The following is a 23472-nucleotide window of genomic DNA, read 5'->3' as shown; positions in this document are numbered from 1 at the left end:
ACTGACACCGAATGCGAGGGTTTGTCTACACGCTGAGGCACTGCTTGTTCTTAGCAGTGCCTTTTCGTTTTACTCCCAAATATCGCTTGCCCATTCAGGATGATCGATGAAAGGGTTGCGGTTGTGCTGATACGTTTGATAGATGATCTCGTTGCGATTCCGCTCGATTTGATCGACTGGATCTTGCTTGTGCCATTTCAAAAGAATGGACATTTTGCCGTGCAGAGGGGCGCTTCCATTATTCACATTGTTGTTCAATTCTAAATCTGGAAAGCTGTCATCGCCTTCATATCGTACCGCCATATAAAAGAGCATTCTCGCCACATCCCCTTTCACTCGGTTGTGTGGTTCAAAGGAGTCATTATCATAGAAGTTTCCTGGTGCGCCTTTATATTCATTTCCGCCGATGTCAAAATCTAAATTTCCACGTGTGCTATTCGTTTGCACATCTGTTGCACGAAGATGATGGAGATCTGTTCCAGGTCCCTTACTTGTCCCAAAATTGCCATGAGACTTTGCCCAGACATGCTCCCTGTTCCATTGACCGACATTCCCGCCATTGGCTTGCTTTGAGCGTGAGATCCCGCTATAAAGCAAAAGCACATTGTTTGCATTATTTGGATCTTCATCTGTTGTCTTTAACGCATCCCATACATCACTGTAGGATAGCTGCGTATGATCATCAATTATATCGTGTAAAGCTTTCTTAAGAGCGGGCCCTGATTTGCCAGCAGCAGACTGGTAATAGGAATCAATTTGACTTGTGGCGGCTGTTTGCGTTTGTTGTGCAGATGTTTCGGTTTGAAGCTGTAACGGGGAAAAGGTGATCGCTTGGCTAGGTTCATGTAGGGAGAAGCTTTGAGCATGCGCAGGTGGAGGCAGAGGGGCGGCAAATATGCCGAACATCATCATGCCGGCGGCTACAGGACCAAATAATTTTCTTTTCATTCTATTTCCTCCTTAATCGAGAATGTCGTCTCTTTATTTCTATCATATTGCCATAAAGAAATAAATGGATTGATCGTAAATTTTATGTAATCAATGTGTGAGAAAAGAGATTGCTATTTTAGACGTATTGCTGTATAAGTGGGCATATAAAGAGGGCAGCAAGGGAGAGGATGGATCGCATGAAAGAACTGCAAACACCTTCGAGAACGATTATGACACCAGGACCTGTTGAAGTAGACCCGAGAGTGCTAAGGGTCATGAGCACACCGATTCTTGGTCAATTTGACCCTGCATTTACAGAGATCATGAATGAAACGATGATCTTATTACGATCACTCTTTCAAACAGAAAATAAATGGGCGTATCCGATTGATGGTACGTCACGTTCAGGGCTTGAAGCTGTTCTTGCCAGTGTGATCGAGCCAGGAGATGTGATGCTTGTTCCTATCTTTGGACGCTTCGGTCATTTGCTGATGGAAATAGGACAGCGCTACGGTGCTGAGGTACATACAATGGAATGTGAATGGGGAACGGTTTTTGAACAAGATGACATCATTGCTGAAATGCACCAGGTCAAGCCTAAAATCGTTGCATTGGTTCACGGTGAAACATCTACAGGGAGATTGCAGCCGCTTGAGAAAATGGGTGAAGCGTGCCGAGCACTTGATGCGCTTTTTATTGTAGATGCTGTGGCAACAATAGGCGGTGTCGAGGTGAAGGTAGATGACTGGAAGATTGATGCGGCCATTGGGGGCACGCAGAAATGCTTGTCTGTTCCATCAGGCATGTCGCCGATCACCTATAATGACCGGGTGGCGGCTGTTATTGAATCGAGAAAGAAAGTAGAAAGAGGGATTGCTACAGAGGACGAACTGCAAGAGCAGATAGATATGTCTCCTATCAAAAGCAATTATTTTGATCTAAGCCAGCTCCAAGATTATTGGAGCCCGAGGCGGTTAAATCACCATACAGAAGCGACAACGATGCTTTATGCACTGAGAGAAGGGGTTCGTCTTGTACTGGAAGAAGGTCTAGAGGAACGTTTTCAGCGTCACTTGTTTCATGAACAAGCTTTAATGAAAGGTCTTGAAGCGATGGGGCTTGAATTATTTGGGGATCCAGATTGTAAAATGCCAGTAGTGACGTGCATTGTCATTCCAAGTGGTATTGACGGAGAAGCGGTGCGTGCCGATCTACTCCATCATTTTGGGATTGAGATTGCGAGTTCATTTGGACCGCTTGCAGGACGTATATGGAGAATCGGCACAATGGGCTATAGCTGCCGAAAGGAAAATGTTTTGTTTGTTTTAGCAGGGCTTGAAGCCATACTGATGAAATACGGTGCAGCCATTACATGCGGAGCGGGACTGCAGGCGGCTCTTTCATTCTATGAACAAGCTGAATAAGTAAAGGGATACTCAAAATACTCGTCATCTGCGGGTATTTTTTATTTAGGAAAAACACTCTTTTTTGAAAAACTAGACTTATAGGCCATGATATCGCATACTGAAGAAGTTCTTATCATTTTTGTCATTATCTTCATTTATTTTGCAGAAAGAGGTTTTTTGATATGAAAAAGATGGGCAGATTATACATTTTGATGCTGAATATTTTTATTGCCATGCTCGGCTTTGGCCTCATTGTTCCAGTGATGCCAAGTTATATTGAAGCCTTTGGTGCAACTGGGAAAACACTTGGTTTTCTCGTTGCTGCAACTGGCCTCACGCAATTTGTATTATCACCGGTCGCAGGTGCGTTGACCGATCGATTTGGCCGCAGAAAATGGATCATTGCCGGAATTGCCGGCTTTGCGATTGCACAATTTATTTTTGCTTTCGCCGATCAGCTTTGGATGTTATTTTTGTCTCGATTTTTAGGCGGGGCTGCCGGTGCGCTGCTGATGCCGGCCATGTTTGCATACATTGCGGATATCACAAGTGAAAAGGACCGAGGGAAAGGAATGGGGCTTTTTAGTGCAGCGATGACGCTAGGTTTTGTCATTGGACCGGGCGTGGGTGGTTATTTGGTAGAGTTTGGGATTTCTTTTCCTTTTCTCATCGCAGGCTCTTTTGCAGCCCTTTCGACTCTGCTATCCTTCATGTTCTTGCCTGAAACCTTAACAAAGGAAAAGCAGAAAGAAGCAAGGGGGAACAAAGAGCTTCACTTCAATCCTTTTACACAAATGATTCAAGCTTTAAAGACATCATACGGCTTTTTGTTTATCTTGGCCTTTGTCCTGAATTTTGGGATTATCCATTTTGAATCGATCTTTGGGTTATATGTGGACCAAAAACATGCCTTTACACCGAAGGATATTGCGTTTGTGATTACGGCGGCTGGGCTTGCTGGTGTCATTGTTCAAGGTGCCTTAGTGAATATCTTTGTGAAACGATTTGGCGAGATGCGTGTGGTGCGTTATGCGCTGCTGGGGGCGGCTTTTATGCTGATCGTATGCCGCTTTGCCCCCTCTTTTTGGCTGATCTTTACAGGCTCGATTTTATTTTTATCAGCTACCTCATTTGTTCGCCCAGCTCTCAATACTTTGCTATCGAAACTGGCTGGGAATCAGCAAGGGGTGGCAGGCGGTCTCAATACATCCTTTATGAGCCTTGCCAATATCGTCGGGCCGAGTCTTGCAGGTATTTTATTTGATGTGAATATTGAGTTTCCTTTTATGTTTGGGACACTGGTGCTCTGTTTAAGTTTCATTGCTTCTATCCTATGGGCAAAAAATAGTCAGCCGCATTCTCATGCCGTTTCTTAATGAAAAAAACCGATCAGCACGGATTGATCGGTTTTTTATTATCAGCCTCATCGCTCATACTTCACGACAGGTGATTTTTCTTTATGCAGCGCACGAATTAATGCATCATCTACATGTAAATGCTCCTTCACTAATTGAGGAGGGGTTAAGGCCATCCATTGGTTCAATGAAATATCTGCAAATTGGTCACTTTTAAATATTTCTAGAAACCAAAGGCTTGTGTGGCCGATATTTTGTATGTAGTGCCCCATTCCAAAAGGAACATAGCCGACATCACCTGCTCTGTAATTAAAGGTGCGAGCTGTACCGCCCGCTCCGAAAACCGTCATTTTGGCTGAACCGGTTAAATAGTATTGCCACTCATCATTATTAGGGTGCCAGTGCATTTCTCTCATGCCCCCAGGTTTTACCTCAACAAGCGCAGCGGCAATGGTTTTAGAAACTGGAAAATTGCGTGAATCAACGATTCGCACCGTTCCGCCAGAGGTCACGATTGGTTTTTGGCGAAGAAGCTGGTGCGTAAATGGCGGCTTTATCCTGCCGTATGGATCAGGAACCGTTTGGCTTTCCAAAGATGCCGGCGGAGAGCCTTGAAACATATAGCGTTGCTGATTCGGAATGCGGTCAAACCGCTTGACTGGAACGCCGAAATTGGCGGAGAGAATGTCTTTTGGTGTATGAGCAAACCAGTCTGTGATGGTGAACGTATCAAATTCAGAAAAAGTGCCATCATCAAAAACAAGAAGAAACTCACAGCCATCCTCAAGACCTTGGATCGAGTGAGGGATACCGGGCGGGAAATACCACAAATCTCCTTCTTCCACATCAGCGATCATATTCCGCCCTTCTGCGTCTACAGAGGTGATCCGGGCTTTCCCTAAAATCATATACGCCCATTCCGCCTGCTTATGCCAATGAAGCTCACGAACGCCCCCGCGCGTAAGCCGCATGTTCACACCGGCAATAGTTGTTGAAACAGGCAGCTCTCGCTCCGTGATTTCCCGCGACCAGCCGCCATGATTCAAATGCATATGTGTATCAGAATATGAAAATTTTAAATTAGGGATCGTCCCCGCATCCGTTTTAGGAGGAACCAGCATATCTGGGTTCTCCATATCTCGAAGTACGTTTCGCGGGCCTAAATCAGTTGCACCGGCGCCATCTTCTCGAATCGGCTGCGGGATATGACGTAGCTCCTCATCCATTTGTCACCACTCCTCGTATTTCACTTTTCCCCCTCCAAAATATATGAAGCATCAGATAAAAAGATTCAATTGGAATGGGATGAAAGGTACATTTGAATACGTAAGGCTAAGCGCAGCGGCAATGTTGCATTAGGATCTTTTAGGCTGATGCGAAGTAGTTCTTCACATTTCTCTAGTCGATAAATCACAGTGTTACGATGCACACATAAACGCTTGGCTGTTTCTGAAATGTGGCAATGCGTTTCTAAATATACAGATAAGGTGTCGAGAAGACTTGGATCGGCTTGTGATTGTTCATATAATGGATGAAGGTGCAACTCATAGAAAGTGGTTAAATCCTTTCTTGGAATGAGCTTCAGTAAATCTGACACATCCTTTGCCTGATAGAACTGGATATATTCAGACCGTGATGAGAGGTGGCCTGATTGAAGTGCATCGCTTGCTTCACTGTAACCCTCATGCAGATGGCTGATCAAACAACCAGTTAAGCTCACACCAAAGGAAATGGTGCGATGCACATACTGTTTAATAAGAATCTGCATCTGTTTCAAAAAAGAGCGGATTGATTCGCTTAATTCAGCCCAATTGCCTGTCTCTTCTATCAAGAATATGCCGATATCTCCTTTCACAAAAAGAAAGGCGGGAAATGGACAGTGCGAAATGGTGCTTTCAAGTAAATCAAACACTTGATCTAAAACGATTTGCTGTTCAATCAAACAAGTAAAGTGATGAGGCTGATCGAGCTGACAGGCGATACATATATAGGAGATCTTTGCGTCTAATCCAAACATCTGTGCAAGGCGGGCGACATCTTGCCCGGAGGAAATGGTCCCCTCCATCCATCTGCGAAACCATTCATTTCTGGCACGCTGTGTAAATTGCTTTGTGAGATGCTGTTTTATATTTGCAATGGACATTGCATTCACTGCATGCTCAATTGCTGCATGCAGCTCTTGATCATGCGGATGGATGAAAGAAGGGATCACTAAATAATCACATGCTTGCTCGTGTATATAAACAGGAAAGACAGAAAAGCTTTGCTTTGAATGGATCATTGAAAAATAATGATTTGTCGTGTTTTGAAAAAAGCGGAGCACATGAAACAATTCTGGGTTTGTGTTTATGCTGTGCGAGGTGTATAGGATACGTCCATGATGATTCATCAGATAGGCAGGCTTGTGAATCCTTTGAGCCATTTTTTGCAATTCTTCCACATGGTGATCGGCAATGTTCATATCCACTCAATCTCCTTTATTTAGAACCAAAGCTGTTGGTGAAGATGAATAAAATGGACAATGGCTGTCAAAGTCTCTGATATGCATTTTATGTTATCAGCTAAAATCATTTTAGATAGAAAGTTGTCATTTAATATGACAAACAAACAGGGCAGCATGACAAAATCGCGTGCCAGCAGTCATCTTCATTCAGAATGACAAGTAAATATGATATGTTGTACACAGAAGAATTTCTTTCGGAAATCTGGGAATCCCAAGAAACAACAAAGGCTTTGAGTAAGGAAGCCGTTTATATCAGCTAGTGGCAAGAGGTGAGATACATGATTTATATCGGATTAACTGGCTGGGGAGATCATGACAGTCTTTACCCGCCGAAAATAGGAAGTGCTCAAAAGCTGTTTCACTACGCATCAACCTTTCCCATTGTGGAGCTGGATGCAAGCTTTTATGCTGTACAGCCTGAGCGCAACCATGAAAAATGGATAAAAGATACACCAGACGCCTTCCAATTTATTGTGAAAGCCTACCAAGGAATGACCGGACATCAAAGAGGCGAAATTCCGTTTGCTTCGAAAGATGAAATGTTTGATGCATTTATTCTTTCACTGACTCCGCTCATTCGTGAAGGGAAGTTGGCCATGGTTCTGTTTCAATTTCCTCCATGGTTTGATTGCAAAAAGGAGCACGTCCACTATTTAAGATGGTGTAAGGAGAAGATGGGTGACATTCCTTGTGCACTCGAATTTCGAAATCGGACTTGGTTCTCACAGGAATTTTATGAGCAAACGCTGTCCTTTATGGAGACCGAAGGCTGGATTCATTCCGTCTGTGATGAACCACAAGTCGGAGAAGAATCCATTCCGCCAGTCATACAAGCCACACATCGTGACAAAACATTAGTCCGTTTTCACGGAAGAAATAAACAAGGCTGGCTTCATCCGGCAGATCATGAGAACTGGCGTGAAGTTCGATACTTATATTTATATAATGAAGCTGAATTAAAGGAATGGAAAAAGAACATCGACATCCTGCATCAGCAATCGAAAGATGTATATGTCGTATTTAACAATAACTCCGGCGGAGATGCAGCGACGAATGGCCAGCAAATGATTGATTTGCTGGATATTACGTATTCAAGCTTATCCCCGAAGCAGTTAGATTTATTTAGCTAAAAGAAAGCTGCGCCTTTCAACGTGAATGAGACGGTTCAGTGACAACTTGAGGGAGAGATCAACATGCTGCAAAAGCTATGGTTATATCATACAAACGACTTGCACAGCCACTTTGAGAACTGGCCCAAAATCGCAGCTTATATTGAAGAAAAGCGTCAAGTTCACGATCAGATGCTTTTATTTGATATTGGTGACCATATGGACCGAGTGAACCTCGTGTCAGAAGCTGATTATGGAAAAGTAAACGTTAAACTTCTGAATCAGCTTGGCTATGATGGAGTGACGATTGGCAATAATGAAGGCATTACACTGCCTCATGATCAACTGGATCAATTGTACGAAGAGGCGCAATTTCCAGTGATTGTATCTAATTTATTTGAAAAAGGCAAAAGACCATCGTGGGCTAAGCCCTATGATGTAATCACGTTAGAAAATGGACTGAAGATAGGCATCCTAGGGGTGACGATTGCTTATATACCTGTATATGAAAAGCTTGGGTGGGACATTACAGACCCGTTTGAGAGCATACGGGACATGCTCCACGAAGTAAAAGGCCAAGCGGATGTGATTGTGCTTCTTTCCCATCTTGGCATCATCCATGATCGAGAGGTAGCCGGTATCTTCCCCGACATCGACATCATCTTAGGTTCACACACGCATCATCTGTTAGAACAGGGTGAAATGGACAATGGGGTCCTCCTTGCATGTGCTGAAAAATATGGACATTATATTGGCTGTGTCGAGCTGACCATTGACACAACCAGTAAGGAGCTCGTAGAGAAAAAAGCGACGGTGCAATCAGTCGATCAGCTCATCAGTGAATCGGAAGAAGCCATCACAACCTTACAGAAAGCAGAAAGAAGAGCCAAAGCACTGATGCAGGAAGAAGTAACATCAATCAAAGCGAAGCTTGAAACGAAGTGGTTCGATGAATCGCCGCTTCCCCAGCTCCTAACAGATGCCATTAAAGAATGGTGCGGAGCAGATATTGGCATGATGAATGCAGGCATGGTGCTTGATTCATTAGAGGAGGGTATCGTCACAAGAGAAGACATTCACCGGATATGCCCGCATCCAATTAATCCGATTCGGGTGACGCTTACCGGGAAGCAATTGATCGAAACTGTTTCTCGTGCTTGTGAAGAAAAAATAGAACAGCTGCGCATCAAAGGCTTTGGCTTTAGAGGTGAGCTCATGGGGAAAATGCTGTACAGCGGACTCACTTATACAGTAGAAGAAGGCGAAGCCAAACGCGTAAAGGATGTCTTTGTAAACGGTCAGCTCATCAAAGAGGATGAGTCCTATACGGTTGGCACAGTGGATATGTATACACTCGGTTCCCTTTTTCCTCATATACGTGACCATGAACACATTGAATATTTCATGCCGGAATTTTTACGTGATGTGCTAAGCTGGCGCCTGAAAGATGCAAGATGAAATCCGCACCCGCCTAACAACACCCGCCCTCCCTTCACATAGATTGTGATGAAGGGAGTGAAGGGATATGGTGAATTTAACACCGATTACAATTGATGGCCATTCCTTTACAGCCGTCACCGTCAAACTGCCAAAGACCAATTTCATGGCAGTGACAAATGAGCATGGATATATTATGTGCGGTGCACTTGATGTCGGGCTCTTAAATGAAAAGCTGGCAGATAGAGGAATCATCGCAGGAAGAGCGGTCGGTGTGAGAACCATCGAGCAATTGCTCGATGCACCTTTAGAATCTGTAACCTATGCCGCAGAGGCGCTCGGCATTCATGCTGGCACAATTGGAAGAGACGCATTATTAAAAATGGTGAAATAAAATAGAGAGATGATTCCTATCCCCCCGCCTGTCTGCATACACTTGTAATGGAGAAGGGGGGATTTTTTAATGAGAATGAACCGCCGTTATCGCCCCTACAAAAAGGGCCCTCTGCCATTTCGTTATGTCATGCTGCTTGCGATATTATTTTTTGTGCTCTCAACCGTCATTAGCCTATTCTTCATCAATCGTTCCATGAAACCAACCTTAATTCACATTGCTGAACTAGAAACAGAACGAATCGCCAATCACCTCATCCAATATTCTGTTCAGGATTTTGCAGATGATCAGAAGAATATGAAGGATATGGTCGTGATGAATACAAGTGAGAATGGAAAAGTAACAACCATCGACTTCAATGCGCAGGCAACATCGAAAGCAATGGCTGACCTGTCACGTCACCTTCAAAAAAACCTAGAGGAGATTGAAAAGGGGAATTTTCAAAAGGAAGCAAAAGAAGCATTAAAAGATCAAACAGACGGACATGACGGTATTATATATAATATTCCGCTCGGTCAAGTGTCCGGTAACGCACTCATTGCGAACCTAGGGCCAAAAGTACCTGTACGATTTAGTGTCATTGGTGATCCGCATACGGACGTTGAAAAAAACATCAAGCCATATGGCATTAACAATGCCTTGATAGATATTAGTGTGCTCATTGAGGTGAAGGTGAGAGTCATCATCCCGTTTGCATCTGAAACGATCGTTGTTAAAAATTCTGTTCCTGTCTCTATTCAAGCCGTTCAAGGAGATGTCCCAGATTATTATAATGGCAGCGGAACGAACTCGGGTGCTCCATCGATTGTTCTGCCAGAGAAAAAGGAGAAGGAAGATTAAAAGCCCAATGAACGAATTGGGCTTTTTTTTGATTGATTCCATATAGGAAAGGATGTTTATGACGAAAGTTTTGTCCCTGCATCAAATCTGCATTGTTGTATAAGCATTCAGTTGCCGACAGTTTGTTAATAATCACCTAATGAACCACTTGATTCCATATGGATAACTGTGCCATGATCAATTTTAATCTTTACAGTGTCTCGCTTTTCTTGGATTGTACATCTATTTTGTATACTGATTTCTGACGACATCAATAGCAGGATTGGCTGTTCAATGACTATTGTCTGTAATGAATGTGTGAGGGGGATTTATATGAAGAAACTTTATGTGAGTGGTTGTTGTTTTTTGGTGTTTGCCATTGTATTTAGTGCTAAATATATTTCAGCATCGATATTATTAGCCAGGAGTGACAGTGTGAGTGTCGATTTATTTAGAGGTATGTTAGACATGATTCCACTGGAAGTAACAGTTGTATATCTCCTTTTTTTAATCATGGGCATTCTTTTTTTAGTTTTAGGATTGAAAGAAAAGCATAAGTAGTAACTGCTTGAGCCTGATTGTTTCCGGGGAAATTTTTATAAATAATCAAAAGGAGAAGCATGCGAAATCCGCTAAACTTCTCCTTTTATTCAACGACGTTTCCGTTCGGCTCTTTCCCATGCCCTTAAATGAGGGTAAGGATCAAACGACCATTCAGTTCGTCCGTTGTCCTTATACATGCCGTAATGTAAGTGTGGCGGGAACTTTCCTGCTGTGCCGGGAGGACCGTAACCGGAGCTTCCAACTGATCCAATAACTTGCCCGGGTTCCACAATTTGCCCAGCTTTCAGCCCTTTTGCAAAGCCATTTAAGTGAGCGAAATAATGATAATGATTATGAATATCTCGAATGCCTATCCGCCAGCCGCCAAAACGGTTCCAGCCTTTCATTTCAATCACGCCATATGATGTTGCCCGAACAGGAAGACCGTAATGAGCAAATAAATCAGTCCCTTCATGGATTCTTCTGCCTCCAAAGCCTCTCGCATCACCCCATGTACTCCTGTAGCTGTAATCAGCTCCGACTGGAAGTGGAAACGCATGCTTTCCGAGGTCAAGATGGCCGTAGTGCTTATATAGCTTCATAAAAGATGAAATGATTCCAACAGTTTGATCACGTCCATAATAGTCCCATAACGCAATTTTTAATTGGTCGATGCTACTGCCATAGTGAAGCAAATATTGAGCAAATGTGAACAGGACATCTTCATCGTTATCAATTTCAGCTTTCCCATCTCCATTTCCATCAAGCCCAATGCCGTCAAACACTTTGATGCTTAAGGGAGAGGAGTCCTGCTTATTTGGGTTTTCTGGTCCAATCCACATTTCCCGGGGAATGTAGATGCCAATGATGCCTTTTTGTTTCGGTAAATCTTTTCTGCTTTTTCGTATATTCTGTTCATATTGATCAACGGCAGCAAGTACATACCAAGGAACCTGTGTTGTGACGGCGACCTTTTCGTATAATGCCATTCGCTGTTTCAGTTCATCTGGATGCTTGTTTGTCCCATGTGCATGAACTGGCATTGGATTCATTGAAAGAGCGATGATGATAGCTAAAAAGACTTTCACAAACGTCCATCTCCTTTCTTCGAGCATCATCTTCTACCGTTTAGTGTGGTTAGATCGCTATAATTCATAAGAAGAAAATGTTAGTAATTTTCTTCAGTTATTTTAGGAGGCTTATGGGTATTTTTGAAGCTCATTCCCTTGTTGTTCAATCTGTACTATGTTAAAGTGTCTAAAGAAAAGGCTTTAGGCCGAAGATTCAATTTTTTGCAGCTGCTGGCTGCATCCATCGTATATAGCAGGAAGATTTTTGTATATGCACCTTTAACGAATTCATATGGAGATGATGGAATTGGCAAAGAAGGAAGAGCACGTAAGAAAACCGGACTGGCTTAAAATTAAGCTGAATACGAATGAAAACTATACCGGTTTGAAAAAAATGATGCGGGAAAACAACCTGCATACCGTTTGTGAGGAAGCGAAATGTCCGAATATTCACGAATGCTGGGCAGTGAGAAGAACCGCTACATTTATGATCCTAGGATCAGTTTGTACGCGCGCATGCCGTTTCTGTGCGGTGAAAACCGGACTTCCAACTGAGTTAGACTTGCAAGAGCCTGAACGCGTTGCAGATTCAGTGGCTTTGATGAACCTAAAGCACGCGGTGATAACAGCGGTTGCAAGGGATGACCAAAAAGATGGCGGAGCAGGCGTATTCGCTGAAACTGTTCGTGCCATTAGAAGAAAAAGTCCATTCACAACAATTGAAGTTCTCCCTTCAGACATGGGTGGCAATTATGATAATTTGAAAACGTTAATGGATACACGCCCTGATATTTTAAATCACAATATTGAAACAGTACGCAGGTTAACGCCAAGGGTTCGTGCACGGGCTACATACGACCGTTCATTAGAATTCTTGCGTCGTGCAAAAGAAATGCAACCCGACATTCCAACGAAATCGAGCATTATGATTGGACTCGGTGAAACGAAGGAAGAAATCATTGAAGTCATGGATGATCTTCTTGCCAATAATGTCGACATCATGGCGATTGGTCAGTATTTACAGCCTTCGAAAAAGCATTTAAAAGTGCAAAAATACTACCATCCAGATGAGTTTGCAGAGCTAAAGGAAATTGCGATGTCAAAAGGCTTTAGCCACTGTGAAGCAGGGCCGCTGGTTCGATCTTCTTACCATGCAGACGAACAAGTAAACGAAGCGTCTAAGAAGCGTCAGGCGCAAGCATAACAAAGAAAACGCCAGAGCTCTCTGGCGTTTTTTCTCATGTTAATTTTGGCCGTAAGGTGCGTTTCGTCTCATGGTCCGATCGGAATTCGTCATGCCATTGGCATCTTCTTTTGTTGAAATATCTCCGCCTTGAGGAGAGTATTTCATTTGTTGAATCGTTTTGGTTAAAATTTGATCAAAATCACGTGAATTGGTTTGAAGACGTGAAAAATTGGCAATGGATTGAAAGTGCTCTGGGTTATCAGAGACGTACACGTGATAATAACGAGGGAGAACAGATACCGCTGTTTTTTTCACTTGATCGGCTGATTCATTTCGGTTTTTGTTCCCTGTTCGATACACAATGAGTGCATCCTCATCTGTGACAAGTGTGGCTGCATCTTTTATATTTGGCAGCTGTACGGCCAAACTTGTTATCACGTGGGCAAGATGCTCACGATTTAAAGCAGGTGTTTTTTCTTTCTGATCTGTTACTTGCTGCCGCTGATAACGAACATATCCGGCTCTGTTTGTGTCTGCTGCTGGCATGTTGGAATTATTTCCTTCATGACGATCAGACAGGCGGATGGTTTTACTTGAAGAATCTTCATCCACTTGCCGGTTCATGCCTGATTGAAAGCCGCACCCGCCTAAAAGCATGCAGAGGAGAATAGTGGCTGTCAGTTGTTTCATCATAAATGTGACCTCCTTTTTTCTTTAGCTTCGGCTAAATCGGAAAAAACATGCTTTAGCAATTGATGGAGTTGTTCCAATGAATTATCATTAAAGGTGGATCGTTTAAAAAGAGGTGAGAAGATGATCGTCGTTCAGAATGCTACCTTTGATCTTGTAAGAGAGATCAAAGACGGCTTTGATGAGGAAGCGTTTAAAGCAAGGTACTCAGATATTTTAAATAAGTATGATTATATTGTGGGGGATTGGGGCTATAACCAGCTGAGACTGAAGGGGTTCTTTGATGACCAAAACCAAAAGGCCACATTCGATACAAAAATCAGCACACTCGATGAATACATTTATGAATACTGTAATTTTGGCTGTGCCTATTTTGTCTTAAAACGAATCAGAAAATAACGCAAAGGGGAGCGTCATGATGTATTTCGTAGACAGAAAGAAGATTGAAGAGACATTACGTTTTTTCGAGGAGCAATATGATTTGATGAGAAGTCATCAAACATGGACAAGTCCTTTAGAAAAAAAAGCGCTGGAACGAATCGTTCATTTGCTCGTCGAATGTATTCTTGATACAGGAAATGATATGATTGACGGCTTTATCATGCGGGATCCAGGAAGCTATGATGACATCATGGATATTCTTGTTGATGAAAAGGTCGTACCAACAGAAGAAGGCACTCAGCTGAAAAAGCTTGTCTCGTGCCGCAAAACACTTGTTCAGCAATATCAGGAAGTGGTTCATCACGACTTGTTGCAGGTGATCAGCGAGGTAGAACAGTCGCTTCAAGTTTTCCCACGCCGAATTCGTACCTATTTGGAGCAGGAGCTTGGACCAGTATCAGCGTTTAAATAAATCATTGGAGTTGTGAACATCATGAAATACAAAGGCTATTTAATTGATTTAGACGGAACGATGTATAAAGGAACAGAAAAAATCGAAGAGGCGGGTCAATTTGTTCATAAGTTAAATGAGCTGAACATCCCTTATTTGTTTGTAACAAATAACTCTTCACGCACCCCAAAGCAGGTAGCAGAAAAACTTGTTTCATTCGATATTCCAGCAACGGAAGAACAAGTCTTTACAACAAGTATGGCGACGGCAAATTATATTGCAGAACAAAAGAAAGATGCCTCGGTGTATGTGATCGGCGAAGAAGGGATCAAGCAGGCCATTGAAGAAAAAGGCCTGTCGTTTGCTCAAGAAGATGCTGATTTCGTTGTCGTTGGAATAGACCGAGGCATTACATATGAAAAACTAGCGGTAGGCGCTATTGCAATCCGTCAAGGCGCACAATTTGTCTCAACAAATGGAGATATTGCCATTCCAACAGAAAGAGGGCTGTTACCTGGAAATGGCTCATTAACCTCTGTGCTGACGGTTACAACAACGGTTCAGCCAACATTTATCGGAAAACCAGAGTCTATCATTATGGAGCAGGCTATGCGGGTGCTCGGGACAGATGTGTCTGAGACGCTCATGGTGGGCGATAATTATGATACCGATATTATGGCAGGAATGAATGCAGGGATGGATACACTCCTCGTCCATACAGGCGTGACAACAAAAGAGCTGCTTCAGCAGGTTGAAAGGCAGCCAACCTATGTGATTGATTCATTATCTGAGTGGATCGAGCGATTATCATAATGCAAAAGAGGACAAGCGTTAGACGCGCGTCCTCTTTTTTCTTTTACTCTGCATTTCTCGCACTATGTGCCAATCTGCTTGATGCTGCCGCTGCGATGGCGCCGACAATGTCATCTAAAAACGTGTGGCATTCGCCGGTGGACTTATCATTGAGCTTGCCGAGAATCCCTGGTTTTTCTTTATCGATATATCCGTAATTCGTAAAGCCGATGGATCCATAAATATTGACGATGGCAAAGGACAAAATTTCATCAACCCCATACAGGCTTTCATCTGTTGCAAGAATGGATTGCAGCGGCTCCGTCAGCTTTTTTTGTTCAGCGAGAACATCTAATTCCACACCTGTTAAAATGGCATTTTGGACTTCACGTTTTGCGATGACACGTTCCACATTGTGGATACACTCTGTCATGTCTAAGCCAGGATGATACTTTTCCTGTAAAAAGAAGACAAGGTCTGCTATATCTTGAATGGTTACGCCTCGTTCTTGTAAACGGCGTCTTGCTGTTTTTTCTACTTCGTTCATCTCATGATGATGCGGCATGTTCCTCACCCAATCCTCGTAATTTGTCCACAACGTGTGAAAAAGCTTCGGATAGTAAATAGTATTCATAAATCCCTCAACCTGCGACTACGATATGATAAGAGACTGATCATATGAACGCAGGTGAAAACATGAAAGAAACCATTTATCACACATTTGGTATTGATGTTCGTCAATTTATGCCATATGGCAGTTATCAGAGCTTTCAAACGGCGAACGCTCTCTTCCTCATTGTTCCCGTGTCTCATTTGCGAGAAGAAGAACTCACAGAGCTTTATCATATCAGTCAGTATTTACTGAATAACGGTGACCCATACGTCGCCGTGTTTGAATTAACGAATGAAGAAAAACCGACCTTTACCCATGGAAAAGAGCTGTACGCTTTATTAAAGGCCGCGCCGCCGATCACAAGCCGCTCGTTTCAGCCTGCGTCAGAGCTGGCGGCCTTTCATGTGAGGGGAAGAGGGTTTCCCTATGAGGTATCTGAAACAAAACGTGTGGGGGCCTGGAAGGAATTGTGGGCAAAACGGTTAGATCAGCTTGAAGGCTTCTGGATGCAGCAAATGCATCACAAGCCGCTGGAACGATTTGAGAAAAAATTCATTGAATCCTTTCCGTATTATCTTGGATTAACGGAAAATGCCATTCAATATTTAGTGGATACAGAGCTTGATGATGAACCGAAAGAATGTGACTCGGGAACTGTTTGTCACCAGCGCTTTTCACGTATGACATGGCCGAATGAACAGCCGCTTCGGTTACCTGTTGATTGGGTATTTGACCATCCAACAAGAGATATCGCAGAATATTTGAGAGAGACCTTTGTACAGCATAAAGAGGATTTAATTGAAGAGGGATTTTCCTTTTTGCAGCAATATGAGCAGGTCACCCCGCTTTCATCATTTTCAAAGCGTTTATTATATAGTCGCCTCTTGTTCCCGCTTCACTATTTCGAAATTGTTGAGGGCTACTATATGTCAGGCGAAAATGAGAAATCCTATTATGAGCAGCGATTAGATTATGTCTTAAATGATGCCAACCGCTATGAATATTTTCTCAAGGTCTTTCAAGAAATGAGTGCTATGAGAAGCGGCGGCAATCTCATTCCGCCTGTTGGGTGGATTCATCAATCCGCTGAGTTGAAGTTTCAGTGAACAGACGAAACGTCTCTTTTCTCTTGAGGCGTTTTTCGTTATGCTTAAAGAAATCAATCAAAGGAGTGTTCTTCTTGTCTAAACCTTATGTCTATATCACAAGAAAGCTAGATGAAACAACACTTACACCATTAAAAGAAGCCGCTCATATCGAGATGTGGCCGCGCGACGATGAGCCATGTCCAAGAGAAGAGTTAGTGAAACAAGCCGCAAAGGCCGATGGGCTTTTAACCATGCTATCAGATCAAGTAGATGAGGCGCTTTTATCACATGCTCCAAACCTAAAAGTGGTCGCGAATCTTGCTGTTGGCTACGACAATATTGATCTTGAAGCAGCTAAAAAGCGCGGGATCACTGTATGTCATACACCGGATGTATTAACAGAATCCACGGCCGATTTAACCTTTGCTCTTCTGATGGCATCAGCTAGACGGATTGTCGAGGCGAGTGATTGGATTAAGGAAGGAAAATGGACAGGCTGGGGACCGCTTCTTCTTGCCGGTGCGGATGTTCATCACAAAACCCTCGGAATTGTCGGAATGGGAAGCATTGGAACAGCTCTTGCCAAACGGGCCGCAGGCTTTGAGATGAAGGTACTTTATCATAATCGTTCAAGAAAGCCAGAAGCAGAAGCGCGGCTAGGTGTGACCTATGCCACATTTGATGAGCTGCTGACGCAGTCTGATTTCATCGTTTGCCTGACGCCTTTAACCCCGGAAACAAAAGAAATGTTCAATAAGAAAGCATTTGATCAGATGAAGAACACAGCTTACTTCATCAACGTTTCCAGAGGGCAGACTGTGGACGAGGATGCTTTATATGAAGCTGTTACGACAGGAAAAATTGCAGGAGCAGGTCTGGATGTATTTAGCAAGGAGCCTGTCAGCCCTGATCACCCGTTAACGACATTACCAAACGTTACGGTCCTTCCTCATATCGGAAGCGCAAGTGTCGAAACGAGAAAAAAGATGATGCATTTATGTGCTGAAAACATAGCACTTGTCCTGCAAAATCAACAAGCCAAAACGCCGGTTCAGGTGTAATGGAAAGCTTCTCTGCTTCGGAAGCTTTTCTCACAAAAATATTTCGAAAATATAGAATCTTGATATAAATAGCTGTTAAGCGGTTTCATTCTCATATTCTCTTATTTTATTACCTTGTCAAAATGAGGATACCCCTTTATAATGTGTGTACATTGAATGTCTGTGTTAGGTTAACAAATGTCCTCTGTAAGAGGACATTTACGAGGAAAGGTGGAATTTCAGGTGAAGGCAATTCGAGTGGGACTACTAGGATTAGGAACAGTGGGGAGCGGTGTCGTTAAGATTATTCAAGATCATCAGGATAAATTAATGCACCAGATCGGCTGTCCGGTATTAATACAAAAAGTGCTTGTGAGTAATCCCGATAAAAAAAGAGATGTGGATGTCGCAAGAGAGGTCTTCACAACTGAAGTATACGATGTGATTCGAGATCCAGAGATCGACGTCATTATTGAAGTGATGGGCGGCATTGAAGAGACAAAACAATATTTAATAGATGCGTTAAATGAGAAAAAACATGTCATTACAGCCAATAAAGATTTAATGGCGCTATATGGCACAGAGCTTTTACATGTAGCAAAAGAAAACGGCTGTGACCTTTACTATGAAGCAAGTGTGGCAGGTGGGATTCCCATTTTGCGTACACTGGAGGAAGGATTAGCCTCTGACCGCATCACAAAGATGATGGGCATCGTGAACGGCACAACCAATTTTATTTTAACGAAAATGAATGTCGATAAAAGTGCATATGAGGATGTCTTAAAAGAAGCGCAAGAGCTTGGCTTTGCAGAATCAGACCCGACAGCTGATGTAGAAGGGCTGGATGCAGCAAGGAAGATGGCCATTCTGGCAAGACTCGGTTTTTCCATGAATGTGGATTTAGAGGATGTGAAGGTCAAAGGTATTTCTGACATCTCTGATGAGGACATTAGTTTCAGTAAACGATTTGGCTATACAATGAAGCTGATTGGTATTGCCCAGCGGGACGGAGAGAAAGTGGAGGTCAGTGTACAGCCAACCTTACTCCCTGATCATCATCCACTATCATCCGTCAACAACGAATTTAATGCCGTGTATGTCTACGGAAGTGCTGTCGGAGAAACGATGTTTTACGGACCTGGGGCAGGAAGCCTGCCAACGGCAACAGCTGTTGTATCTGACTTAGTCGCAGTCATGAAAAACATGCGTCTTGGCGTAAATGGCAGTGGCTTTATTGCACCACAATTTGAGAAGAAAATTAAGGCATCATCTGAAGTATTTGCTCAGCAATTTTTAAGAATTCATGTGAGAGATCAAGTCGGTGCTTTCTCCCGCATTACATCTATTTTTTCTGAAAGAGGCATCAGCTTTGAAAAGATCCTTCAGCTTCCTGTGAAAGGGCATGATGAGCTGGCTGAAATCGTCATTATTACACATCAGACGTCAGAAGAAGATTTCGCGAATATCCTGCAAACATTAAACGATCTCGACGTGGTGGTTCAAGTGAAAAGCACGTACCGAGTAGAAGGGAACGGTTTAAGCTGATGAAGTGGAATGGACTCATTGAAGAATTTCAAGAATTCTTACCAGTAAACGAACACACACCAAAACTAACATTAAATGAAGGGAATACACCGCTGATCCACCTCGCCAAGCTTTCGGAAAAGCTGGGGATTGAGCTGCATGTAAAAACAGAAGGCGTCAATCCAACGGGTTCTTTTAAGGACCGCGGGATGGTCATGGCTGTTGCCAAGGCAAAAGAAGAAGGCAATGATACGGTTATGTGTGCTTCAACAGGGAATACGTCTGCAGCAGCGGCGGCTTATGCAGCTCGCGCTGATATGAAATGTATCGTCATCATTCCAGATGGGAAAATTGCCTTTGGTAAGCTGGCACAGGCGGTCATGTACGGAGCAGAAATCATTGCCATTGACGGCAACTTTGATGATGCGCTGAAAATTGTTCGCAGCATCTGTGAAAAAGCACCCATCGCCCTCGTTAACTCCGTCAATCCATACCGTATTGAAGGACAAAAGACAGCAGCATTTGAAATTTGTGAGCAGCTAGGCTCTGCGCCAGACGTATTAGCGATTCCTGTTGGAAATGCAGGGAATATCACAGCGTACTGGAAAGGCTTCAAAGAATATCATGAGAAAAAAGGCACTGGACTGCCAGTCATGCGCGGTTTTGAAGCAGAAGGTGCAGCAGCCATCGTTCGAAATGAAGTGATCGAGCAGCCAGAAACAGTCGCAACGGCCATTCGTATCGGAAATCCAGCGAGCTGGAAGCAAGCTGTAGCAGCGGCAAATGAATCAAACGGAAAAATTGATGAAGTAACAGACGAGGAAATTCTTCATGCGTATCAATTGATCGCACGTGAAGAAGGTGTGTTTGCAGAGCCGGGATCATGTGCATCAATTGCGGGCGTACTCAAGCAAGTGAAATCTGGAGAAATTAAGCCAGGTAGTAAAGTCGTCGCTGTACTGACAGGAAACGGATTAAAAGATCCGAATACGGCGATTGATATTTCGCACATCAAGCCGGTCACACTGGATGCAGATGAAGATCAAATTCTCGAACATTTAGAAAAGGCCGCACGCGTATGAGTGGAGCCTCCATGCTTTTTTCCATCACAGTACCGGGAAGCACTGCCAATTTAGGACCAGGCTTTGATTCAGTCGGAATGGCGCTCAGCCGCTATTTAAAGCTATCGGTCTATGACCATGATAGCTGGCTGTTTGAAGCAGAAACAGATGTCGTGTCTGGTATTCCATCAGGCACCGATAACCTGATTTATCAAACAGCCAAAAAGGTTGCAGATGACTTTGGAAAAACACTCCCGTCTGTTCATGTCAAAGTGTGGAGTGATATTCCATTGGCAAGGGGGCTGGGCAGCAGTGCTGCCGCCATCGTGGCCGCCATTGAGCTTGCCAATCAGCTGCTTGAATTAAATATGACCGATGATCAGAAGCTCTTTTTTGCAAGTGAGGTAGAAGGTCATCCAGATAATGCTGGTGCCTCATTATTCGGTGGTTTACTCATTGGCCTTCATGAAGAAGACAAGACCCATGCCGTTAAAGTGCAGCATGTGGATGTAGATGTTGTCGTTGTGATTCCTTTTTACGAGGTGCTCACAAAGGATGCCCGTGATGTCCTGCCAGAGGATTTTTCTTATAAACAGGCTGTGAGCGCGAGTGCTGTAAGTAACGTCCTTGTCGCCGCCTTAATGACGCAGAACTGGCCGCTTGTAGGGGAAATGATGAACAAAGATTTATTTCATCAGCCTTACCGCACAATGCTTGTTCCAGAATTGTCAAAGGTGGAGCACGTTGCTTCATTAAAAGGAGCGTATGGAACCGCACTAAGCGGTGCTGGGCCGACCATTTTAACATTAGTGGAAAAAGGGAAGGGAGAAGCACTGAAAAAGCAGCTTGCCCAAAATTTCCCGCATTGCGAAGTAGATGTGCTGACGGTGCCGGCAGAAGGTGTCGTCGTGGAGCATCACTCTGTGAATCAAGTAAAGAACGTGCTGTGAAGACGCACGTTCTTTTTTATCCTTGTTTTTCAGAAGAAAAGCAGGGATGATTATTTAGAGAAGCGAACTATTTTTTATACATAAAAGGGGGAGATCTATTGATGAAGAAATTGATCACAGCCGAGGACTTAACGAAAATCGTGTCCGTTTCTCATCCGGTCTATTCACCAGACGGCAAAAAGGCTGTGTTTACAAAGGTAACGGTGAATGAAAAAAAGGATGATTACAATATTCATTTATGGGTGCGAGATGAAGAGACAGGGGAGCTGTCTCAATGGACATTTGATGATGGAAAGCACCATCAGCCGGCATGGTCAAAAGACGGGAAGCAGCTAGCCTTTATTTTGCAGAAGCCAAAAGAAGTCCCTCAGCTCGCACTCATCAACAGCCGAGGGGGCGGCGTGCGCACATTGACGAAGATTCCATACGGGGTATCACATCCTGTATTTTCGCCTGACGGGGATTTTATTTATGCGGCAGTATCATTAAAACAAACAGAATCAGTTTATGATGAAAAAATGGAAGAGCGAGATGACTTTGCTCCGGCGGTATATGATGATTTGACTTATAAAGCAGATGGAAGAGGCTTTTTAGATGGACGTCTGACGCAAATTGTACAAGTCGATGTGCGTTCAGGAGAGGTAGAGACTGTCACGAGTGAGCCGTATCATCATGTGAATCATGTCGTCTCTCCGTGCGGGAAGTGGCTCGCCTATATTCAATCAAACCCTCAGACGTTTTACATCAGTGACATCTGTCTCCTTTCATTAGAGGAAGGTACATCCAAGAAAATCACCCAATCAACAGGTGTTTACTCGACCGTATCATTTTCTCCAAATGGAGAAAGCCTTTTGTACATTGGACACGAACGTGAATTCCAAAATGCAACCTTCCCATCATTGTGGCTGCATGACCTGAAGGAGAAAAAGACCGTTCAATTGTCAGAAATGCTCGATATGTATGTAGGAAACTGTATGGCAGGGGATAGTGTCATGGGTGAAGCCAATCAGCTTCCGCAGTGGACAAAGGATAGTCAGGGGTTTTATGCGCTTGTTTCTGATCAAGGGAGTACAGGGATTTATTATTTCTCCACTGAAGGCTTAGCCTATCCAGTTCGGCTAGAGGCAGAACACATCACGAACTTCAGCCTTCATCCAAATGAATCAAAAATGCTGATCAGCCGCCTTTCACCTGTCTCACCTAGTGAGCTATATGAGCTGACTTTGGGGGAGTCTTCAATCAAGCAAATCACGTTTGAGCATGATGACTTTCTAAAGGAACATGTCATATCCGAACCAGAACCATTTTCTTTCCAATCGAAAGAGGGAGATGATGTACATGGCTGGTTCATGAAGCCTTCACAGATGGAAGAGGGAAAGAAATATCCACTTATTTTAGAAATTCATGGCGGGCCGCATGCGATGTACGGTCATACATATTTTCATGAATTCCAAATGCTCGCTGCTGAAGGGTATGCGATTGTGTACATCAATCCTCATGGGAGTCATGGGTACGGACAGATGTTTACTGATCGTGTGAGAGGCAGCTATGGTGACGTTGATTATGAGGATGTCATGCTCGCTGTTGATGATGTGCTCGAAGCCTATGATTTCCTTGATGAAACAAGGCTCGGGGTGACAGGCGGCAGCTATGGCGGTTTTATGACCAACTGGATTGTCGGACAGACCGACCGCTTCCGTGCAGCCGTCACACAGCGGTCCATCTCGAATTGGATTAGCTTTTATGGTATTAGTGATATCGGCTATTTCTTTACAAAATGGCAAGTTGATGGGGATATTTATGATTCGGTTGATAAGCTATGGGATCGTTCGCCGCTAAAGTATGTGAAACAGGTGAAGACACCGCTTCTGATCCTGCACAGTGACGAAGATTATCGCTGCCCAGTCGATCAAGGAGAACAGCTTTTTGTGGCATTGAAGGAGCTAGGGAAAGACACGAGGTTAGTCAAATTCCCGAAGGCATCCCATGATTTATCCAGAAGCGGCCATCCGGGTCAGCGTATCCAAAGACTGACCTTTATCAAGGAATGGTTTAGAGAGAAGTTATAAGAAAAACGACCCAAATCGGGTCGTTTCAGAGTGAAGAAACATATTCGTTTTATTTTTAAGT

At 43.5% G+C, this 23472-nt stretch carries 24 protein-coding genes; 18 read left to right on the top strand and 6 right to left on the bottom strand.

The window, feature by feature from the left end; genetic code table 11:
* Positions 1 to 69: 69 nt before the first annotated feature.
* On the bottom strand, positions 70 to 948 hold the full coding sequence (locus tag BA1_RS14670) for an endonuclease I family protein (RefSeq protein ID WP_008360483.1): 879 nt from the start codon (positions 946 to 948) through the stop codon (positions 70 to 72).
* Positions 949 to 1118: 170 nt separating this feature from the next.
* On the opposite strand from BA1_RS14670, the gene BA1_RS14665 reads away from it, so the two are divergent.
* Both BA1_RS14665 and BA1_RS14660 read left to right on the top strand, forming a co-directional pair.
* Positions 1119 to 2354 carry a pyridoxal-phosphate-dependent aminotransferase family protein gene (locus tag BA1_RS14665; RefSeq protein ID WP_034739629.1) on the top strand — a complete coding sequence of 412 codons (1236 nt, stop codon included), beginning with the start codon at positions 1119 to 1121 and terminating at the stop codon, positions 2352 to 2354.
* A 164-nt stretch (positions 2355 to 2518) separates the two neighbouring features.
* Positions 2519 to 3712 carry a tetracycline resistance MFS efflux pump gene (locus tag BA1_RS14660; RefSeq protein WP_008360479.1) on the top strand — a complete coding sequence of 398 codons (1194 nt, stop codon included), beginning with the start codon at positions 2519 to 2521 and terminating at the stop codon, positions 3710 to 3712.
* 47 nt (positions 3713 to 3759) lie between these two features.
* Here BA1_RS14660 and BA1_RS14655 read toward each other — a convergent pair whose 3' ends face one another.
* Together BA1_RS14655 and BA1_RS14650 are read right to left on the bottom strand one after the other, a co-directional pair.
* On the bottom strand, positions 3760 to 4917 hold the full coding sequence (locus BA1_RS14655) for an oxalate decarboxylase family bicupin (RefSeq protein WP_008360476.1): 1158 nt from the start codon (positions 4915 to 4917) through the stop codon (positions 3760 to 3762).
* A gap of 65 nt (positions 4918 to 4982) precedes the next feature.
* Positions 4983 to 6152, bottom strand: coding sequence for a PucR family transcriptional regulator (locus tag BA1_RS14650; protein ID WP_008360473.1), 1170 nt, complete (start codon positions 6150 to 6152; stop codon positions 4983 to 4985).
* Between the two features lie 320 nt (positions 6153 to 6472).
* Between BA1_RS14650 and BA1_RS14645 the strand changes: the two genes are divergently transcribed.
* The 5 genes from BA1_RS14645 (at position 6473) to BA1_RS14625 (ending at position 10514) form a co-directional block, all read left to right on the top strand.
* A complete protein-coding gene (locus BA1_RS14645) occupies positions 6473 to 7324 on the top strand; it encodes a DUF72 domain-containing protein (protein ID WP_008360470.1) in 852 nt (283 codons plus the stop codon).
* A 63-nt stretch (positions 7325 to 7387) separates the two neighbouring features.
* On the top strand, positions 7388 to 8761 hold the full coding sequence (locus tag BA1_RS14640) for a bifunctional metallophosphatase/5'-nucleotidase (RefSeq protein ID WP_008360469.1): 1374 nt from the start codon (positions 7388 to 7390) through the stop codon (positions 8759 to 8761).
* 67 nt (positions 8762 to 8828) lie between these two features.
* Entirely contained in the window at positions 8829 to 9134 is a 306-nt protein-coding gene (locus BA1_RS14635; protein WP_008360466.1) for a YunC family protein, read from the top strand.
* 69 nt (positions 9135 to 9203) lie between these two features.
* Complete coding sequence (gene yunB / locus BA1_RS14630; protein WP_008360464.1) at positions 9204 to 9974, top strand: sporulation protein YunB; 771 nt, start codon at positions 9204 to 9206, stop codon at positions 9972 to 9974.
* Positions 9975 to 10286: 312 nt separating this feature from the next.
* On the top strand, positions 10287 to 10514 hold the full coding sequence (locus BA1_RS14625; protein WP_008360462.1) for a hypothetical protein: 228 nt from the start codon (positions 10287 to 10289) through the stop codon (positions 10512 to 10514).
* Positions 10515 to 10603: 89 nt separating this feature from the next.
* On the opposite strand, the gene BA1_RS14620 is transcribed toward BA1_RS14625, so the two are convergent.
* Positions 10604 to 11548 carry a M23 family metallopeptidase gene (locus BA1_RS14620; protein ID WP_237739231.1) on the bottom strand — a complete coding sequence of 315 codons (945 nt, stop codon included), beginning with the start codon at positions 11546 to 11548 and terminating at the stop codon, positions 10604 to 10606.
* A 159-nt stretch (positions 11549 to 11707) separates the two neighbouring features.
* On the opposite strand from BA1_RS14620, the gene BA1_RS19185 reads away from it, so the two are divergent.
* Positions 11708 to 11917, top strand: a complete 210-nt coding sequence (locus tag BA1_RS19185) for a hypothetical protein (protein WP_008360458.1) — start codon at positions 11708 to 11710, stop codon at positions 11915 to 11917.
* A complete protein-coding gene (lipA, locus tag BA1_RS14610) occupies positions 11874 to 12770 on the top strand; it encodes a lipoyl synthase (protein ID WP_008360456.1) in 897 nt (298 codons plus the stop codon). The genes BA1_RS19185 and lipA overlap by 44 nt, the downstream gene beginning before the upstream one ends.
* A 39-nt stretch (positions 12771 to 12809) precedes the next feature.
* On the opposite strand, the gene BA1_RS14605 is transcribed toward lipA, so the two are convergent.
* Positions 12810 to 13445, bottom strand: a complete 636-nt coding sequence (locus BA1_RS14605) for a YhcN/YlaJ family sporulation lipoprotein (protein ID WP_008360454.1) — start codon at positions 13443 to 13445, stop codon at positions 12810 to 12812.
* A gap of 120 nt (positions 13446 to 13565) precedes the next feature.
* Here BA1_RS14605 and BA1_RS14600 point away from each other — a divergent pair, with 120 nt between their 5' ends.
* Genes BA1_RS14600 through BA1_RS14590 form a run of 3 tightly spaced genes read left to right on the top strand, consistent with a single transcriptional unit; the run spans position 13566 to position 15087 of the window.
* Entirely contained in the window at positions 13566 to 13841 is a 276-nt protein-coding gene (locus tag BA1_RS14600; protein WP_008360452.1) for a YutD family protein, read from the top strand.
* A 19-nt stretch (positions 13842 to 13860) separates the two neighbouring features.
* Complete coding sequence (locus tag BA1_RS14595) at positions 13861 to 14295, top strand: DUF86 domain-containing protein (protein ID WP_008360450.1); 435 nt, start codon at positions 13861 to 13863, stop codon at positions 14293 to 14295.
* Between the two features lie 18 nt (positions 14296 to 14313).
* The gene (locus tag BA1_RS14590) at positions 14314 to 15087 is read left to right on the top strand and encodes a TIGR01457 family HAD-type hydrolase (protein WP_145939433.1); all 774 of its coding nucleotides are present in this window, start codon (positions 14314 to 14316) and stop codon (positions 15085 to 15087) included.
* Between the two features lie 43 nt (positions 15088 to 15130).
* Here the strand turns inward: BA1_RS14590 and BA1_RS14585 are convergent, their stop codons facing one another.
* Positions 15131 to 15631: a phosphatidylglycerophosphatase A family protein gene (locus BA1_RS14585; RefSeq protein WP_008360446.1), complete on the bottom strand. Its 501-nt coding sequence runs from the start codon at positions 15629 to 15631 to the stop codon at positions 15131 to 15133.
* Between the two features lie 113 nt (positions 15632 to 15744).
* Here BA1_RS14585 and yutH point away from each other — a divergent pair, with 113 nt between their 5' ends.
* The 6 genes from yutH (at position 15745) to BA1_RS14555 (ending at position 23411) form a co-directional block, all read left to right on the top strand.
* Entirely contained in the window at positions 15745 to 16785 is a 1041-nt protein-coding gene (gene yutH / locus BA1_RS14580; RefSeq protein WP_008360445.1) for a spore coat putative kinase YutH, read from the top strand.
* 74 nt (positions 16786 to 16859) lie between these two features.
* Positions 16860 to 17828, top strand: coding sequence for a 2-hydroxyacid dehydrogenase (locus tag BA1_RS14575; protein WP_008360443.1), 969 nt, complete (start codon positions 16860 to 16862; stop codon positions 17826 to 17828).
* 222 nt (positions 17829 to 18050) lie between these two features.
* Entirely contained in the window at positions 18051 to 19352 is a 1302-nt protein-coding gene (locus tag BA1_RS14570) for a homoserine dehydrogenase (protein ID WP_008360441.1), read from the top strand.
* The gene (thrC, locus tag BA1_RS14565) at positions 19352 to 20413 is read left to right on the top strand and encodes a threonine synthase (RefSeq protein ID WP_008360439.1); all 1062 of its coding nucleotides are present in this window, start codon (positions 19352 to 19354) and stop codon (positions 20411 to 20413) included. Before BA1_RS14570 ends, thrC begins: the two co-directional genes overlap by 1 nt.
* Positions 20410 to 21342, top strand: coding sequence for a homoserine kinase (gene thrB, locus BA1_RS14560; protein WP_008360437.1), 933 nt, complete (start codon positions 20410 to 20412; stop codon positions 21340 to 21342). The genes thrC and thrB overlap by 4 nt, the downstream gene beginning before the upstream one ends.
* A 101-nt stretch (positions 21343 to 21443) precedes the next feature.
* On the top strand, positions 21444 to 23411 hold the full coding sequence (locus BA1_RS14555) for an alpha/beta hydrolase family protein (RefSeq protein WP_008360435.1): 1968 nt from the start codon (positions 21444 to 21446) through the stop codon (positions 23409 to 23411).
* Positions 23412 to 23472 lie beyond the last annotated feature (61 nt).

The sequence above is a fragment of the Bacillus xiamenensis genome, from assembly GCF_000300535.1.
Taxonomy (GTDB): Bacteria; Bacillota; Bacilli; order Bacillales; family Bacillaceae; genus Bacillus; species Bacillus xiamenensis.
The sequence above is the reverse complement of the archived record's forward strand: the minus strand, read 5'-3'. Positions and strand labels throughout refer to the sequence as shown.